At 73.2% G+C, this 17,469-nt stretch carries 7 protein-coding genes; all 7 read right to left on the bottom strand.

From position 1 onward, the window contains the following. Positions 1–431: 431 nt before the first annotated feature. Positions 432–9,923, bottom strand: coding sequence for a type I polyketide synthase (locus ACGLYG10_RS11700; protein ID WP_073332698.1), 9,492 nt, complete (start codon positions 9,921–9,923; stop codon positions 432–434). A 73-nt stretch (positions 9,924–9,996) separates the two neighbouring features. After that, positions 9,997–11,595, bottom strand: a complete 1,599-nt coding sequence (locus tag ACGLYG10_RS11695) for an acyl-CoA carboxylase subunit beta (protein ID WP_073332191.1) — start codon at positions 11,593–11,595, stop codon at positions 9,997–9,999. Between the two features lie 4 nt (positions 11,596–11,599). Then, positions 11,600–13,480, bottom strand: a complete 1,881-nt coding sequence (locus ACGLYG10_RS11690) for an ATP-binding protein (protein WP_073332188.1) — start codon at positions 13,478–13,480, stop codon at positions 11,600–11,602. A gap of 231 nt (positions 13,481–13,711) precedes the next feature. Then, complete coding sequence (rpe, locus tag ACGLYG10_RS11685) at positions 13,712–14,371, bottom strand: ribulose-phosphate 3-epimerase (protein ID WP_073332185.1); 660 nt, start codon at positions 14,369–14,371, stop codon at positions 13,712–13,714. A 30-nt stretch (positions 14,372–14,401) separates the two neighbouring features. Continuing rightward, positions 14,402–15,826 (bottom strand): RsmB/NOP family class I SAM-dependent RNA methyltransferase, encoded by a 1,425-nt coding sequence (locus tag ACGLYG10_RS11680; RefSeq protein ID WP_073332181.1) that lies wholly within the window; start codon positions 15,824–15,826, stop codon positions 14,402–14,404. Then, complete coding sequence (gene fmt / locus ACGLYG10_RS11675) at positions 15,823–16,782, bottom strand: methionyl-tRNA formyltransferase (RefSeq protein ID WP_073332180.1); 960 nt, start codon at positions 16,780–16,782, stop codon at positions 15,823–15,825. The genes ACGLYG10_RS11680 and fmt overlap by 4 nt, the downstream gene beginning before the upstream one ends. A 4-nt stretch (positions 16,783–16,786) precedes the next feature. Next, positions 16,787–17,469, bottom strand: a 683-nt coding sequence (locus ACGLYG10_RS11670) for an HAD family hydrolase (protein WP_432416230.1), incomplete at its 5' end; no start/stop codon positions are given.

The raw sequence follows: 17,469 nt of genomic DNA, 5'->3' as shown, positions 1-17,469 counted from the left end.
CGATTCGGCACATCTTGTGACGGTTCGTAACTTCTGGTCGACGATTCGTACTCTCTGACGACGGTACGTACATCTAGGTGCCGAACCGTCGCATACAAGTACGAATCGTCGGTGTAAAGGTACGAACCGTCAATACACAGACCACCACGAGCACGAACCCCGCGGGAAACACCATCGCACGGTGAGGCTCCAGTCCCGGCCCCAAGGAAGGCTCCGGGAGTACGCAAAGACCGGACGCCCGGAAGAATCCCTGCCCCCGTAAAGAATGGGCGGGCCGAGCCGGCTTACGGGTCGCGATATGTCCGAACCGCGCACATATTCGCGCCGACAACCCCGCGATGAGCCCTACGGCGCGGTGGCCCCGGGAACCGAAGCTCCCGGGGCCGCCGCTGCTACCGGTGCCGGCATCTCATTGGTGCCGGTGTCGGAGGTTAGGCGAGTTCGCCGGTGTGGTAGACACCATCGGCGCCGAGGCGTGCCTGCGGGTCGAGCAGCATGGCGGCCTCAACCTCGTGCGGGTCGCGACCCTTGCGCTCCTCGCCCAGGCGCCGGCCGTCGATCTGCTCGAACAGCGGGGCGCGACCGATCATGCCGGCGCGGCGCTGCCGCGTACCGGCCGCCAGGCGCCGGTTGGCCGAGGCCAGCCAGGCGTCCACGGCCTCCTGGCCGCCCTGCGCGCGCAGCGCCGCCTCGAAGGCACCGGGGTGCACCAGGGCGATCAGGCCGGAGACGTGTCCGAAGCCGAGGCTGGTGAGCAGGCCGGCGCGCACCGGGCCGGCGCCCGGGACGCGGCCGTCCGCTCCACCGCGACCCGCCAGGCGGATCGGGGTACGCGGCCACACCCAGAAGGCGTCGCGCTCCAGCGGGGCGTCCACCACGTCCAGGCTGGTGTTGCCGGGGGCCACGCCGGTGGCCAGGATCTCGGCCAACCCCGCCACCTGGAACAGTGCGGCACCGCCCTTGGCGTGACCGGTGATCGTCTTCTGGGAGACGGCCACCAGCGGGTTGCCCTCGCTGCGGCCCAGGGCGCGAGCCAGGCGGGTGTGCAGCTCGGACTCATTGGGGTCGTTGGCACCGGTGGAGGTGTCGTGCTTGGAGACCACGGCGATGTCGTCGGCCTCCACGCCCAGAGCGGCCAGGGCCTTGGCCAGACGGGAGTCCTTGCCGCCGCGGCCCGCGCCGAGCGCACCCAGCCCGGGGGCGGGGATGGAGGTGTGGGCGCCGTCGGCGTAGGAGGAGACGAAGCCGATCACACCCGCCACCGGCAGACCCAGTCGGGCCGCCACGGAGCCGCGGGCCAGGATCACCGTGCCGCCGCCCTCGGCCTCGACGAAGCCGCCGCGACGGCGGTCGTTGGCGCGGGAGAAGTGGCGGGCCGAGATGCCCTTGGCGTACATGGCCTCGGCCTCTGCGGTGGCGTTCATGTTGCCGAAGCCGACCACCGACTCGATCGAGATGTCGTCGATGGCGCCGGCCACCACCACGTCGGCCTTGCCGAGCGCGATCTTGTCCCAGCCCTCCTCGATGGACACCGCCGCGGTGGCGCAGGCCGAGACCGGCTGCACCATGGAGCCGTAGCCGCCGATGTAGGACTGCATCACGTGCGCAGCCACGACGTTGGGCAGGGCCTCCTGCAGGATGTCGCTGGGGCGCTCCTCACCGAGGAAGCGGCCGACGAACATCTTGCGCATGGACTCCATGCCGCCGAATCCGGTGCCCTGCGTGGAGGCCACGTCGGAGGGGTGCACCGCCGCCAACAGCTCGGCCGGGGAGAACCCGGCGGACAGGAAGGCGTCCACCGCGGTGACCAGGTTCCAGGAGGCGATGGTGTCCATGCCCTGCACCATGGCGGCGGGGATGCCCCAGCGCTCCGGGTCGAAGTCGACCGGGAACTGGCCGCCGACGGTGCGCGAGAGCGTAGCGCGGCGCGGCACTCGGGCCAGCGACCCGGCCAGGCGGGTGACGGTCCACTCCCCCGTGGGGGCGCCGTCGACCAGCTCCGGGGTCACCAGCGTGTGCTCGGGGTCGGTGACCTCGATGGTGCGGGCGGTGGCCTCGTCGGCCACGGTGAGGGTGATGTCGTGGTCCAGGTAGACGGCGACCTCCTCCGGGCCCTCGGTGGCGATCACGCCGTCGTCGACGAACTCGCGGATGCCGCAGCGGGCCACGACCTCGTCGCGGTAGCGGGCGTAGATATCCGACTCGTCGACGAACTCCCCATCGGTGTCGTACCAGCCGGCCTTGGGGCTGTCCTGCCAGGTGAGCAGGCCCATGCCCCAGGCGAGTTCGAGCACGCCGGCGGCGGTCAGCTCGACGTCGTCGCCGCCGGTCATGCCCAGCTCCGCCTCGCGGCGGGTGCGGCCCGAGCCCCAGGTGGAGACCTCGCCGGTGGAGACCACTACAACCAGGTCGTCCAGGTCGGCGTCCACCTCGCCCCAGTCGGGGGCCGTGGGCTGGGTGGGTACATGCGGGGTCGGCAGCGCCTTGATGCTCGCCTGAGACGCGAGCTCGGCCTGCGGGGCCGGCGCGGTCGCGGCGGCGCTCTCGCGCAGGGCCACCAGGTCGACGTCGTCGCCCAAACCGCCGGTCAGGTCGGCCTCGACGGGCGCCTGGGCGGCGTGGCCGCGCACCTCGGTGGTGCACAGCTCGACGAGTTCGGCGGCGATCTCCTGGGTGGACCAGGTGCGTACGCCGGCGGCCTCGACGGCCGCCACCAGCGGGTCGTTGCCGCCCATCAGGCCGGTGCCACGCACCCAACCGATGCGCGGGTGGGCGAGGGTGACCCGCCCGGACCAGTTCTTCTCCGCGCGCCAACGGTTCACCACGGCGTCCAGGGCGGACTTTACCTCGCCGTAGGCGCCGTCACCGCCGAAGGTGCCGCGGTTGGGCGAGCCCGGCAGCACCACGTGCAGACGGTGGTCCACATGCGTGTCGGTGCCGATGGCGGACAGGGCGGAGATGGTGCGCTCCACACTCCACAGCAGCAGCCGGGTCTGCGATTCGGCGGCCGGGCCGGCGTCCGCGAGAGTGCCGACCACGCGCGGGGCGGCGAAGGGGAACAGCAGCGTCGGAACCAGCGCCTCCTTGACCAGCTGCGTGGAGCCGCCGGAGGTGACCGTCTGGTCGTTACCGATCCAGTCGGCCAGGGCGTCCACGTCCCGGTAGGAGGCCAGGTTCGCGGGCACCATCCACAGGCGGGCGCCGGCGGAGGCGTGCTCGCGGTACAGGTTGGTGGCGAAGGTCAAGCGCTCGTGGGTCAGTCGGGAACTGGTGGCGACGACGGTCGCGCCTCCGGCCAGCAGCTCCCCGACGACGGCCGCGGCGATCGAGCCGGGGGCCACACCGGTGACCACGGCGACGTCGTCCGCCCAGCGGACCGAGTCCGCGCCGGCGACCGGCTTCTGGGCAGCCGCGGCGGCGATCGCCTCGGCGATCTCGGCGCGACGAGCCAGGTCCGGCGACTCCGCCCCGGCGTCGGCGGCGGCGCGCAGCTGCCGCCCCCACCAGGCGGCCTGGTCGGCCACGGCGGCCCCCAGGCCGGTGAAGCGCTGCGGGGCCAGCTGCTCGGTGGCCGTAGCCAGGTCGGTCTCGCCGTTGCCCAGGCGGGCCAGGTCCTCGCGGGCGGAGGCCCAGCGGTCGTCGATGAGGACGGCGCGGTCGGCCGAGAAGGCGGGGGTCACGGACTTGACCCAGCTGGAACCGAGCTCGGCGTCGATCGCCGCGAGCGCGGCGCGGGTGGCGGCCGCCTCGTCGTCGGCGTCGGCGGGCACGCCCGCCTTGTCGGCCAGGCCCAGGGCATCGAGCAGCGTGCGGGCGGTGTTGGCCAGCACCCCGTCGGCGCCGGTCACCTGAGCGGCGAAGGCGTCCAGGGCGGCGGAGTCAACCACCGCTCCCCCGGCACCGCCGGCGCTCGGCATGGCCACGCTCACCCCGTGGGCGGAGGCAACGGCCTGCACGGCGGCGTCGATCAGGGCGTCCACGGCGCCGGCGTTGGTCAGCGGCGCGGAGGAGCCCAGCGTGGCCAGGTCCTCGCCGCGCATGGAGGCGCCCTCACGGGTACCCAGGAACAGCTCCGCGGTCACGTGGGCAACCCAGCCGTCACCGAGCCCCCAGGTGCCCTTCACGCGCTCACCGACGCGGCCGGCGCGCACGCCGGAGGGGCCGAGGATCCGGCCCAGCCCGGTGCGGGTGGCGTCGGCCAGCACGGGGCCGAAGGGCTTGTAGCCGGGGGCGCCCTTGGCGACGATGCCGGCCAGCGTGTTCATGTCGGCGTCGGCGGCGCCGTCGATGCTGGCCAGCTGCAACTCGGTGCCCAGGTCCATGAGCAGCTGGTTGCGGCGCGAGGACACGCCATTGGTCAACGACTCAGTGGTGTCGGTGGGCGCGATCTGCTCGGGGCGGATGCGGGCGGCGTACGCCAGCAGCACCGTCAGCGCGTCGGTGGCGCCGAAGGGCAGGTCCGCGACGGGCCCGGCAGCGGCCGGGGCGCTCGCAGCGGGGGCGGCGGGTGCGGCCTCGGCGGGGGTCGGGGCGGAGGCCGCCGGCGCGGCGGGGGTCTGCGCGGACGGCGCGGAGGCCGGCGCGGCGTCCGCGGCCGCGTCGGGCAGCTCGAAGCTCTCCTCCTCCAGGCCCGCGGCCGGGTCGGTGTCGGTGGCCAGTACGCGCGCCTCGTCGCGGCGGGCGTTGTGCACCACCACGTGGCGGCCGGCGTGCTGCGGCAGCGCCAGCGTGCGGGAGGCGAGGTTGGCCAGCGTCGGGGAGGCGGCCAGGCCGACCTCGACGACGTGCTCCACACCCAGGCCGCCCTGCTCCGGGGCGCTCAGCAGCACGTCCTGCGTCTCGATCCAGCGGACCGGGGAGGCGAACTGCCAGGCCAGCAGCTCCACCAGCAACTGGCGGCCGAGCTCGACGGGCCGGGCGGCCCACTGCTCCCAGTCGTCCAGAATCTGGCGGACCGGCTCGGAGGGGACCACGTCCAGGATGGCACGGGCGAAGTCGCGGGTCAGCGCGAAGGGACGGGCCACCAGGTTGGGCACGTAGCGGCCCACCAGACGGTCCACATCCAGGTCCGTGGGGATCAGCGTCAGCAGCCGCTCCCGGAACTCGGGCACGCCCGGGCGCAGCACCTCGGAGTGGAAGGGCACGTCGATGCCGGGCACGTACATGAACGGGTTCTTACCGCCCCGGGCGGCCGCCTTGGCGCGGGCGTCGGCGGCCAGCGCCTCCAGGCCCTTGATGGTGCCGGCGACGGCGTACTGCACGCCCGCCAGGTTGTAGTTGACGATCTGCAGGAACTCCCCGGAGGCCTCGGACACCGAGCGCACGTAGTCCTCCACGGCGTCGGCGCCAATACCCGCCTGGTTGGGGCGCAGGGCCCCCATCCGGTAGTTGGAGGCACCGGACTCATCACGCGGCACCAGGGAGTGCATGGTGGAGCCGCGCTGGAAGACGATGGAGATGGTGGTCTCCACCGACATGACGCGACCGTAGGCGCTCAGCGCGGTGTACTCGCCCAGGGAGTGGCCGGCGAAGGCGGCGGACTCTACCAGGGCGCCGGCCTCCGCCATGCGGGCGGTGGTGGCCATGGCGACGGTGGCCAGCGCCACCTGCGTGAACTGGGTGAGGTTGAGCAGCCCATCGGGGTGCCGGTAGGTCACGCCCCGGGCGGTCATCTCGGTGGGGTTGTCCCGCACCAGGGAGATCACGGAGAAGCCCAGCTCCGCGCGGGTGTGGGCGTCGGCGCGCTCCCACACCTCGCGGGCCGCCTTGGAGATGCGCATCTCGTCCAGGCCCATGCCGCGGGCCTGAATGCCCTGGCCGGGGTAGACGTAGGCGGTCGGCTCCGGCTCGGTGACGGCGGTACCCCGGGAGACGACCTCGTCGCCAATGCGGCAGGTGACCTCCAGGACCAGGCCGCCGCCGACCACCAGGCCGGTGCGCTCAACACTGATCTGTACCCGGTCGCCGAGCTCCACGGGGCCGAGCATGGTGTAGGTCCAGCCGGTCAGTACGTGGTGGGTGCCGTCGGTGGCGGTGGCGGCGGCCGCCTGCTGGGCGGTGGCCGACAGCCACATGCCGTGCACCAGCGGGGCGTCCATGCCGGCGACCTTCGCGGCGTGGTAGCTGGTGTGGATGGGGTTGAAGTCGCCGGTGACGCGGGCGAAGGCCGTCATGTCGGTCGGGGCCGTCACGGTGATGCGGCGCAGCAGGCGGCGGGCCGCCGGAGCGGTCTCGCGGCCGGTGCCGCCGGCCTGCTCGGGCGCGGAGGGCACGGCGGTGCCGGAGGCGCGGCCGCGGATGGCGAAGCGCTCACGCATGAGCGCAACCACGCTGCCGTCGGCGGCGTCCGTCAGTTGCAGGCGCACATCCACCACGCGGCCCGCGCTGGACTCCTCCAGCCCGGCCACCCAGCCGTCGGCCTGAATGACCCGGTCGGGGCCGGCCTCGCGGGCCAGTTCCGCCAGCGGGCGTCGCAGGTCGATGGTGTGGTCCAGGTGCACCGCGCCCAGTAGCCCCTCGATCAGCGGCATGCCGTCCTCGACGACGCTGCCCAGGGCGGCGTAGACCACCGGCCAGCAGGGGCCGAGCAGGGCGTCCGGTACCAGCGGCGCGGCCGCCAGCGAGGTGGGCAGGGCGTCGGCGGTGACGGCGGCGTGGTCCGCGCCCAGGCCCGCACCCAGGGTGAAGCGGGCGTGCACGGTGCCGAAGGGCTGTTGGGCCGGGCGGCCCAGGGCGTCCTTGGCGTCCGGGACGGCGGGCACCACCTCGGGCAGGTGGTCAACCTCGTCACCGGTGATGGACACGGCGCCGACGCCGGCGGTGTCGCGCAGCAGCGCGTTCATGGTGTCGCTGATACGGCCCGGGTCGACGAAGGGAGCGGCCCCGTCCCAGGCGCGGGCCAGTCGCAGCGGCACCACCAGGCGCCGCACCGCGTGGATGCCCTCCCCGCCGGGGGTGTGGTCCCAGTGGGTGTCCAGGGCGATGTCCAGGTCGTAGGCGTCCTCGGCGACGTCGGGACGGGCCACCACCTGGTAGGCGTCGTCGTCCAGCACGCGGGCCGGGTTGACGGTCAGGTGACCGTTCCACAGCACGTGCGGGGTGGCCCGCACCAACTCGGTGGCGTCGGCCACCGGGCGGGTCCCGGCGCCGCAGCCGACACCGAGGCGGCCGGCCGCCGGGGCGGGCTGCTCACCGGCGGATTGCAGCGCCTCAATCACGGCCGTCTCGAAGCGGCCCAGCAGGTGGCCGATCGGCTCGTTGATGGTGGTGATGCCGGCCACGGACACCGGGCCGGGGATGATGCGCACCTGGTCGGCGGTGTAGCGGGGGTCCTGCGACTGCCACAGGGAGTCGGTGCCCCACCAGCGCAGGATGTCGGCGTCGAGCACGGGCACGAAGGGCACCGGCTTGGGGTGCTTGCGGCACAGGTCCACGAACCAGGCCGCATCCGCGGGCTCCACCTGGGTGGTGGCGGCCTCCGGGTAGCGCTCGGCCAGCGCGGCCAGGGCGGCGTCGGCGTCCAGGACGTCGTCCTCACCGGCGAACAGGGTGGGGATCTCACCGTGGTCGGCGCGGTTCAGGCGCGCCTCCACCCGGTGCAGCAGGTCCAGGAACCGGTCGTACCAGCCCTCGTCGGCCCAGTCGTCGCGGCCCGCGGCGCGCCCGTCATGCGGCGCCACGCACAGCTCGGCGTAGCGGGCGGCCCACTCCAGGTAGTTCATCGACTCGACGTCGCCGAAGTAGGGCTTGGCGGTCTTGGCCAGGGCGGCGATCACCTCGTCGCGGCGCGCCGTCATGGCGGCCTCGTTTCCGGCGATCTCCTGGATGAGCCGGGAGGCGCGGGCCGAGGAGTTGTCGATCTCGTACAGGTCGGCGCGCAGGTGGGACAGGCCCGAGGTCATGCCCCCGGCGGAGGCCCCGGAGGCGACCCAGCCGCCCTCGTGGGCGGGGTCGATTCCGGGAGTGTCCACCAGCAGCTGCTTGACGTCCTCGTTGGTCTTGGCCTCCAGGGCGGTCATGGCGGCGGTGCCGACGCTGACGCCGTCCACCGGGGCGGCCGCGGTGCCGTAGGCCAGTGCCCACCGACCGGTGATGTAGTCGGCGGCCCGCTCCGGGGCGCCGATGCCACCGCCCACGCACAGCACGATGTTGTCCACCGCGCGGATGGCGTCGTAGGTGGCCAGGAGCATGGTGTCCAGGTCCTCCCACGAGTGGTGGCCGCCGGCGTGACCGTCCTCGATCTGCATGATGAGCGGCACGTCCGGGACCGCCTTGGCGATGGCGATGACCTGGCGGATCTGGTCCACCGTTCCCGGCTTGAAGGCCACGTAGGGGAAGCCCTCCGCGCGCAGGCGGTGGATCAGGGTGATGGCCTCGTCCAGTTCGGGGATGCCGGCGGAGATGATCACGCCGTCGACGGGAGTGCCCGCGGCCCGCGCCTTGGACAGCAGTCGCTGCGTGCCCAGTTGCAGGTTCCACAGGTAGCGGTCCATGAACATGGCGTTGAAGGCGGCGGTGCGGCCGGGCTCCAGGGCCTGCTCCAGGCCGGCCAGGTTGTCGGCCAGCACCTTCGCGGTGGTCTGGCCGCCACCGGCCAGCTCCGCCCAGTAGCCGGCGTTCGCGGCGGCCGCCACGATCTCCGGGTCCACGGTGGTGGGGGTCATGCCCGCCAGCAGGATCGCGGAGCGGCCGGTCAGGCGGGTGAAGGCGGTGTCCACGGTGATGCGGCCGTCGGGCAGCCGGGTCAGGCGCGGCGCGAAGCGCGCCCGGTCCACGGTGGGGGCCGGGGCGGTGCCGGGCCGGTCCAGGTCGTCGATGTGGCGGGCGGTGCCGGCGGGCACCACCGTGGTGCCGGTGCCGGCCACCACCGGTTCGGTCAGGCGGGACAGGACCGTGCCCGGGCCGACGTCGAGGATCAGCTTGCGCTCCCCCGCGCCCAGGGCGGCCGTGACGATGGCCGGCCAGTCCACCGGGTCGATCAGTACGGCCACGGCCAGGTCGTGAGCCAGGTTGGTGTCCAAGCCGGCGCGGCCCGCCCAGGCCACCACGTCGTCGACGGCGGTGGCCAGCAGCGGCGTGTGGAAGGGCACGGAGGTGGTCAGGAACTCGGTGATCGGGTTCAGGACCGCGCCGCCGCGGCGCCGCTCCTTGCGGTCGCGCTCGCTGCGGCGGGCGGCCGCCTGCAAGGCGGTGATGACCTGCTCCAGGTCGCCGGGGCGGCCGGACAGGATGTGGGCCTGGCGGCCGTTGACCACGCCGACGGCGATGCGCTCCGCGCCGGGCACCTGCGCCAGGACCCCGTCGAGCACCGCGCGGGTGACGCCGCGCACCGACAGCATGGGGGTGGTCTCCCCGACCGTGCCCAGGTTCAGCCTGCCCGTGGTGCGGGCGGCGGCGGCCCCGATCAGGCGGGCGATCGCGTGCACCTGCACCACCGCGTCGGGGGCGACGGCGTCGTCACCGTGCTCCCGCGCGCGGCGCAGCGCCTCCAGCAGGGCCACGCCCAGAACCCCCTGGGAGTGGCCGATCACGGCGCCGGGGGCGTGCTCGCCGGCCGGGTCGATGCCGGAGCCGGGCAGGCAGGCCAGGGCGGCGTGCTGGGCGAACAGGATGCCGGGTACGGACACGTCGGCGGTGTCGGCGGCGCCGCCCTGCGGGGCCGGGGCCACCGGCGCGCCGGCGTCGGTGAAGAAGCGCCCGCCGCGCGGCGTGACCGTCAGCAGGTCGGTAGCGACCGGGGCGAGCCGGTCGGCGACGGCGGCGTCGATGGCGACCAGCTCACCGGCCAGGTCGCGGTCCAGGCCGGCCAGTTCCTCCAGCGTGGAGCGCCAGGGGGTGGCCTGCCCGCCGAAGGCGAGTACGTAGGGCTCGCCGGAGTTAAGTCGTTCGGCGATGGTGTCGGCAGTGTTGGGCTGGGTGGTCATGCGGTCCTCGGTTGTCGGGTCGATTGCGGTGGTCTGTGGGTCGGGGTTGGTTGGGTCGATGGTCATTGGGGGCTCATAGGGGGCCGTTGTCGTGCTTGCGGTAGGGGGTACGCCGCTCGTCGCGTTTCTCGGCCAGTGCGGCCAGGGAGTCCACGATCACGGTGCGGGTGTCTTCGGGGGCGATGACGGCGTCGATCTCCCCGATGGCGACGGCCTTGTCGGGGTTGATGACGGTCTGCGTGTACTCGTCGACCAGGCGCTGCTGCTCGGCGGCGGCCGCCTGCTCACCGGCCTCCTCACGCACCTGCTGCAGGTCGCGGCGGTGAATGATGCCCACCGCGCCCTGGGCGCCGAGCACGGCGATCTCCGCGCCGGGCCAGCAGAAGTTCAGGTCCGCGCCGATCGCCTTGGAACCCATGACGATGTAGGCGCCGCCGTAGGCCTTGCGCAGCACCACCGTCACCAGCGGGACGGTCGCGGACGCGTAGGCGTTGATCACCTTGGCGCCGCGGCGGATGATGCCGGCGTGCTCCTGCTCGGCGCCGGGCCGGTAACCGGGTACGTCCACGAAGGTGACCACCGGCAGGCCGAAGGCGTCGCAGAAGCGCACGAAGCGGGCCAGCTTCTCGGAGGCGTCCACGTCCAGGGTGCCGGCATCGACCAGGGGCTGGTTGGCGACCACGCCCACGGGGCGGCCCTCGAAGCAGGCGAAGCCGACCACCACGTTGGCGGCGAAGTCCTCCTGGACCTGCACCAGCTCCCCGTGGTCGACGACGGCGGACACCACGGCGGTGACGTCGTAGGGCTGGCGGGGCGAGGCGGGAACCAGGGAGCCGACCTGGGCGGCGGCGTCCCGGTCCGTGGCCCGGTCGGCGTCCTCGTAGGCGTAGCGGGGCGCCTCCTGGTCGGAGGAGGACGGCAGGTAGGCCAGCAGGGTGCGTACCTGGTCCAGGGCGTCGTCCTCGTCCTCGGCCACGTAGTGGACCACGCCGGTGACCGAGCCGTGGATGTCGGCGCCCCCGAGCTCCTCGGCGCTGATGCGCTCGCCGGTGACGGCGCGCACCACGTCGGGGCCGGTGACGAACATGTGGGAGGCCTCGCGGGTGGCGATCACGAAGTCCGTCAGGGCGGGGCTGTAGACGGCGCCGCCGGCACACGGCCCCATGATCACGCTGATCTGGGGCACCAGTCCGGACGCGGCGCAGGTGCGGTTGAAGATGCGCCCGTACTGGCGCAGGGCCGCCACGCCCTCTTGAATCTTGGCGCCGCCGGAGTCGATCAGGCCGATCACCGGGATGGACAGTCGCATGGCGTCGTCTAGCAGGCGCACGATCTTGTCGCCCTCGACGGTGCCCAGTGCCCCGCCGGACACGGAGAAGTCCTGGGAGTAGACGGCCACCTGCCGGCCGCCGATCTGGCCGAATCCCGTCACGACGCCGGAGGGGCGGGCCCCCTCCCCCGCGCCGGAGCCGGAGTAGCGACCGATCTCCAGGAAGGAGTCGGCGTCCAGCAGCATGGCGATGCGCTCGCGGGCGGTGTGCTTGCCCTTGGGGTGCTGGCGGGCGGCGGCGTGCTCCTCGGCCTGCGCGTCGGCGCGCGCGATGCGCTCGCGGAAGGCGCTGGTCGCGGCCGAGGTGGCCATGGTGGCGTCGGGCGTGGTGGACTCAGTCATGGGTTCAGGCCTCCTGTGGGGCGTTGACGGCGTCGCCGGCGCGCATGCGCACCAGGACCTCGCCGGCGGCTACGGTGCGGCCGGCACTGACCGGGATGTCCGCGACGGTGGCGTCCGCGGGCGCGTGCACGTAGTTCTCCATCTTCATGGACTCCAGCACCACCAGCAGGTCGCCCTCGCGCACCCGCTGGCCCGGGGAGACGCAAATGCGGGTGACGATCGCCTGCATGGGGGCGGCGATGGCGTTCGGGTCGCTGCTGCGCGTGCCCGGCTCGGTGGTGGCGCGCCCGCGCCCGTTGGCGCCCCCGCGGCCACGCAGTGGCTGCTGGGCGCGGTCGCCGCCGCCGTGGTAACCGCCGCTGAGGCGCCGGGCATGGGCGCCGAGGATCCCGTCGGGGACGGTGACCTGCAGGCGGTGCCCGTTGATTTCAATGACGTAGGTGGAGCGGGTGCGGTGGTCGTCGGGCGCCGGCTCGGGGCTGGCGGCAGTCGGTGCGGCGGTCCCGTCACCGGCTGCGCTGGGCGCCAGGGCTGGCAGGACGGCGTCCTCGATCCAACGGGTGGTGACGCCCAGGCCGCCGTCGGCATCCGGACGGGTGAACTCCTCGCGGCCGAGCACGTGGGCGTGCAGGGAGGCGCACACGGTCACGCCCTCCACGATCGTCTCCTTCAGGGCGCGCCGCGCCCGGCGGATCGCCTGCTCCCGGTCGGCGCCGGTGACCACGATCTTGGCGAGCATGGGATCGAAGGTGGGGGTGACGGTGTCGCCGGCGACCACGCCGGACTCGATGCGGATGCCGGGGCCGGCGGGCCAGCGCAGCCGGGTGATGGTGCCGGTGGACGGGGTCAGCCCCTGGGCGGGGTCCTCGCAGGTGATGCGCAGCTCCAGGGAATGACCGCGCGGGGCGGGCACGTCGCCCAGCGGGCCGCCGGCGGCAATGCGCAACTGCATTTCCACCAAGTCGATGCCGGTGACCTCCTCCGATACGCAGTGCTCGACCTGCAGGCGCGGGTTGACCTCCAGGAACCACAACTCGCCGGTGGGGGCGAGTAGGAACTCGCAGGTGGCCACACCCACGTAGTCGACGGCGTCCAGCAGCCGGTGGGAGGCCTCGACCAGCCGCTCGGCCACGCCGGCGGGAAGGAACGGGGCGGGGGCCTCCTCCAGCAGCTTCTGGTTGCGGCGCTGCAGGGTGCAGTCGCGGGTGGACACGACGGCGAAATCGCCGTGGACGTCGCGGGCGCACTGGGTCTCCACGTGGCGGGCGGCGGTGACGAACTTCTCCAGGATGAGGGTGCCGACTCCGGCGGCGGAGTCGAAGGCCGGAGTGCTGCTGGCCTCGGCGTCGGAGTTGAGCACGGTGATGCCGCGGCCGCCGCCGCCGTCGGTGCGCTTGAGCGCAACCGGGTAGCCGTGGGTGGCGGCGAAGGCGATGACCGCTTCGGGGCCGTCGACGCCGCCGGTGATCCCGGGCACGGGGGCGACGCCCGCCTGCTCGGCGGCCCGGCGCGCGCTGAGCTTGTCCCCCAGGGTGCGCATGGCCACCGGTGCGGGGCCCACCCAGGTGATACCGGCGTCGCTGACCGCCTGGGCGAAGTCGGCGTCCTCGGACAGGAATCCGTAGCCGGGGTGGATGGCATCGGCGCCGGTGCGGCGGGCCAGTTCGATGATGGCGTCGGCGTCCGTGTAGCCGGATCCCTCCGGCAGGGCGTAGGCCTCGTCGACCAGTTCGGCGGCCGGGCTCATCAGGTCCTCGGGCGTGTACGGCAGGATCGAGGTGGCGCCGAGGTCGCGCACGGTGCGGGCTACGCGCAGGGCGATCTCGCCACGGTTGGCGATGAGAATGCGGCTGAGGGTGTGGTTGTAGCTCGCGTCAACGCTCACTGAGCGGCTCCTGGGGTGACTGGTCGATGTGGGCGGACCCGCGCGGTTCTGGTAACGGGCAGGCACGGAATCGCGGTTGTCTACAAGCCTTTTCGGCTGCCCCGCTTGGGGGTGGCATGCGATTCCCGCCGCAACGCAACGATAGGGCCGTTGACCTTTGTGGGCCTATTGTGGAATCACCACAAATCCGGTCCGTTACCTTGAATTCACCTCAGGGGTGTCGGGGTGGACTCAGTGGCTGTGGGTGGCCGCCTGCTCACGCAGGGTGGCGATGGCCGCGGCGGCGTCGTCGGCCCGATACACGGCGGAACCGGCAACGAACACATCCGCCCCGGCCTCGGCGGCGCGCACGATGGTCTGCTCCGTTACTCCCCCATCGATCTGGATGCGCAGCTGCTGGCCGTGCCGCCCCACCAGGCGTCGGGCGGCCGCGATCTTGTCCAGCATGGGCTCGAGGAAGGACTGCCCGCCGAAGCCGGGCTCCACGGTCATCAGCAACAGCAGATCAAGCTCCCCCAGCAGCGACTCCACCGCGGCAAGGGGCGTGGCCGGCCGCAGGGCGAGCCCCACCCCCACCCCCTGGCGGTGCAACTGCGCGGCCAGGCGGAAGGGGGCGGCCGTCGCCTCCAGGTGACTGGTGACGATCGCACAGCCGGCCTCGGCGTACACCGGTGCCCAGCGGTCGGCGTTCTCGATCATCAGGTGGGCGTCCACCGGCAATTCGCTGTGCGCCAGGACCGTCTCCACCAGGCTGGGACCGCCGAACTGGTTGGGCACGAAGTGGTTGTCCATGATGTCCACATGCAGGCCATCCGCCGTGCGCACCCGGTCCAGCTCGGCGGCGAGGTGGGCCTGGTCGGCATTGAGGATGGACGGGTGAATGGCGGGCATGACGGACTCCTTCACTGGGGGGATCTTTGCTTACGCGCTGCGCCGCAGCAGGGTGCAGAACATGGCGTCGGAATCGTCCAGATGCGGCCAGGTCTGCAACTGCTCCCGGTCGGCGCCGGCGGGCGGGGTCGGGGCCAGCTCGGCGGCGATCCGCCCGGCGTGCAGCGGTTCCAGCTTGATGCCGTCGCGGGCCGCCTGCCGGGTCACGTCGCGCACCACCAGACTGGTTTCGAGCACGTGCGGCGTGCAGGTGACGTAGGCGACCACGCCACCGGGACGCACCGCCGCCACGGCGGAGGCCAGCAGTTCGCGCTGCAGCTCGGCCAGGGCCGCCACGTCCTGCGGGGTGCGGCGCCAACGGGCCTCGGGGCGGCGCCGCAGCGAGCCCAGCCCGGAGCAGGGGGCGTCCACCAGGATGCGGTCGTAGGCGCCCGGCTCCTGCCGACCCACGTTGCGGCCGTCGTCGGTGCGCACCGTGACCACGTCGGGGGGCAGAGCCCGCACGGCGCCCTGCACCAGGCGCGCACGGTGGGCGGTGACCTCGTTGGCCACCAGCGTGGCGCCACGGGAGTCGGCGAGCGCACCCAGGAGGGCGGCCTTGCCGCCGGGACCGGCGCACAGGTCGAGCCACCGCTCATCACGCCCCTCCAGCGGCGCGGCGGCGACCATGAGCGCGACCAGCTGGCTGGCCTCGTCCTCCACACCCGCGCGGGAGTCCCGTATCGCCTCGATGCGGCCGGGGTCGCCGCCGGACATGACCAGCGCATTGGGGCTCAAACGGCCGGGCCGGGGCTCCTCGCCGGTGGCGTCGCGCACCTGCTCGGCCAATTCATCCACCGAGATCAGGCCGGGGCGGGCGCACAGGGTGACGCGCGGGTCGGTGTTGTCGGCCTCCAGCAGGGCCGCCAGCTCCGCGTCGACGTCGGGCCGGGCATTGACCTTCAGCGCCTGCCGCATGGCCTTGACCACCCAGGTGGGGTGGGACAGCGTGCGCGCCAGGGCGGTGGTGGCGTCGGGGGCGTCCGTGCGCAGGCGGTCCAGCCAATCGGCCAGGTCGTGCTCGCTGATGCGGCGCATCACCGCGTTGACGAAGCCGGAGGCGCCGCGACCGGCACTGTAGGCGGCCAGGTCCACGGTGGTGGACACGGCTGCGTGTGTGGGCACGCGCATGCCCAGCAACTGGTGCGCACCCAGGCGCAGCACATCCAGCACCACCGCGTCGACCTGGTCCAAGGGACGGTCGACGCAGGCGGCGATGATCGCGTCATAGCGGCCCTGCAGGCGCAGCGTCCCGTAGGTCAGGGCGGTGGCGAAGCCGGCATCGCGACGGTCCAGGCGGGCCTGGTCTAGCAGTTCGGGCAGAACCAGGTTTGCGTAGGCATCGTCCTCACGCACCTTGGTCAGCGCGTGCAGGGCCGCCAGGCGGGCGGCGTCGGGCTCGGTGTCTGGCCTCATGCGGTGGTGTCCTCCTGCGGTTGAGTGCGTCCTAGCACGGTATCGGCGGCGGGGCGGGCGCCGCGCGCCCAGGCGTCCGCATCCATCCAGTTCTTGCCGGCGGGGGCCACCCGTCCCAGCCGCACGGATCCGGCCCCGGTGCCGACGCGCACCTCGTGCTTGGTTACGTGCAGCGCGCCGGGAGTCAGCCCGGTGTCCTCCGAGATGGGAGTGACCGGTCCCAGGCGCAGCCGCGCGCCGGCGTAGGTGGTGTAGGCGCCGGGAGCGGGGGTGACGCCCCGGATACGCCGATCAATGGCCGTGGCATCCGCCTCCCAGTCCACGCGCCCGTCTGCGGGACTCAGGACGGGGGCGTGCGTGGCCGCGGCATCATCCTGCGGCGTGGGGGTGAGGGTTCCGGCCTCGAGCCCCGCCAGCACGTCCAGCAGCAAGGGGGCTCCGGCGTCGGCCAGGCGGGCGAGCAGGTCGCCGGAGGTGTCCTCGGGGCGGATGGGCTCGGTGATGCGGGCGTAGACGGGGCCGGTGTCCAGCCCCTCCTCCAGTCGGAACACGCTGGCGCCGGTGACCGCGTCGCCCGCGATGATGGCCCGCTGCACCGGTGCGGCGCCGCGCCAGGCGGGCAGCAGGGAGAAGTGGAGGTTGATCCAGCCGTGCGCGGGCACGTCCAGCAGAGCGGCGGGAACCAGGCGCCCATAGGCGACCACGACGGCGACGTCCGCCCGCAGCTCGCGCACCCAGGCCTGGACCTCGGGATCGCGCAGAGTGACGGGGGTGCGCACGTCGAGCCCGGCCGCACGGGCGACGGCCGCCACCGGTGACGGGTGCAGGGTGCGGCCCCGGCCGCGGCGGGCATCGGCGCGGGTGAGCACACCCACAACCTGGTGCGCCGGGGAGGCGATGAACGCCTGCAGCGCGGGTAGGGCCGTGTCGGGAGTTCCGGCGAAGAGCACACGCATGGCGTCAGTCTAAGGGTGCGGGCAGCAGGCCGGCCTCGATCAGTACGGCGCGCAGTCTCGCCGCCCCCGTGAAGTGATGGGCCTGCATACCCGCCCTCCGGGCCGCCTCCACATTGACCGCGGAGTCGTCGACGAACAGGGTGCGGGGGGCATTCAGCCGGTAGCGGTCCAGCAGCAGCCGGTAGATGGCGGGATCGGGCTTGACCAGGTGCTCCTCTCCGGAGACCACGATGCCGCTGAAGCGATCCAGCAGCGGGGAGAGGTGCCGGGTGGTGGCGAACAGGACGTCGTTGAAATTGGTCAGGGCGTACAGGGGCACGCCGGCATCGGCGAGCGCCTCGATGACCCGGGCCGTGCCGGGAATGGGGCCGGTCTTGGTGTCGATGAAATGGTCCCAGTAGGTGCGCAGGATGCGTGTCCAGTCGGGGCGGTCCGGGTGGGCGGCAGCCAGGGCGGCGAGGATCTGTTCCAGGGGCACGCCGGCGTCCAGCATGGCGTTCCAGCGGTGAAACTCCCCCGCCTCCACGAACTCCTGCCAGTCCTCCAGCCGCACCCGCCCGGCGACCGCACCGACGGCCTCCCAGGCGTAGATCACGTTGCCGTAGTCGAAGACGACGGCGTCGATGCCGTCGGCCTCCGGGACGCGTTCGGGCTCGGTGTTGGGGGCGGGGGCGGTGTTGGGGGCGG

Source organism: Actinomyces glycerinitolerans, from assembly GCF_900098745.1.
In the GTDB taxonomy this organism is placed as follows: domain Bacteria; phylum Actinomycetota; class Actinomycetes; order Actinomycetales; family Actinomycetaceae; genus Actinomyces; species Actinomyces glycerinitolerans.
This window is presented reverse-complemented; position numbering and strand designations above follow the sequence as displayed.

Bases quoted from the DNA above. Each gene is read 5' to 3' on its own strand.
- ACGLYG10_RS11700 (WP_073332698.1), bottom strand. From the start codon at position 9,923: ATGACCACCCAGCCCAACACTGCCGACACCATCGCCGAACGACTTAAC.
- ACGLYG10_RS11695 (WP_073332191.1), bottom strand. From the start codon at position 11,595: ATGACTGAGTCCACCACGCCCGACGCCACCATGGCCACCTCGGCCGCG.
- rpe (WP_073332185.1), bottom strand. From the start codon at position 14,371: ATGCCCGCCATTCACCCGTCCATCCTCAATGCCGACCAGGCCCACCTC.
- ACGLYG10_RS11680 (WP_073332181.1), bottom strand. From the start codon at position 15,826: ATGAGGCCAGACACCGAGCCCGACGCCGCCCGCCTGGCGGCCCTGCAC.
- fmt (WP_073332180.1), bottom strand. From the start codon at position 16,782: ATGCGTGTGCTCTTCGCCGGAACTCCCGACACGGCCCTACCCGCGCTG.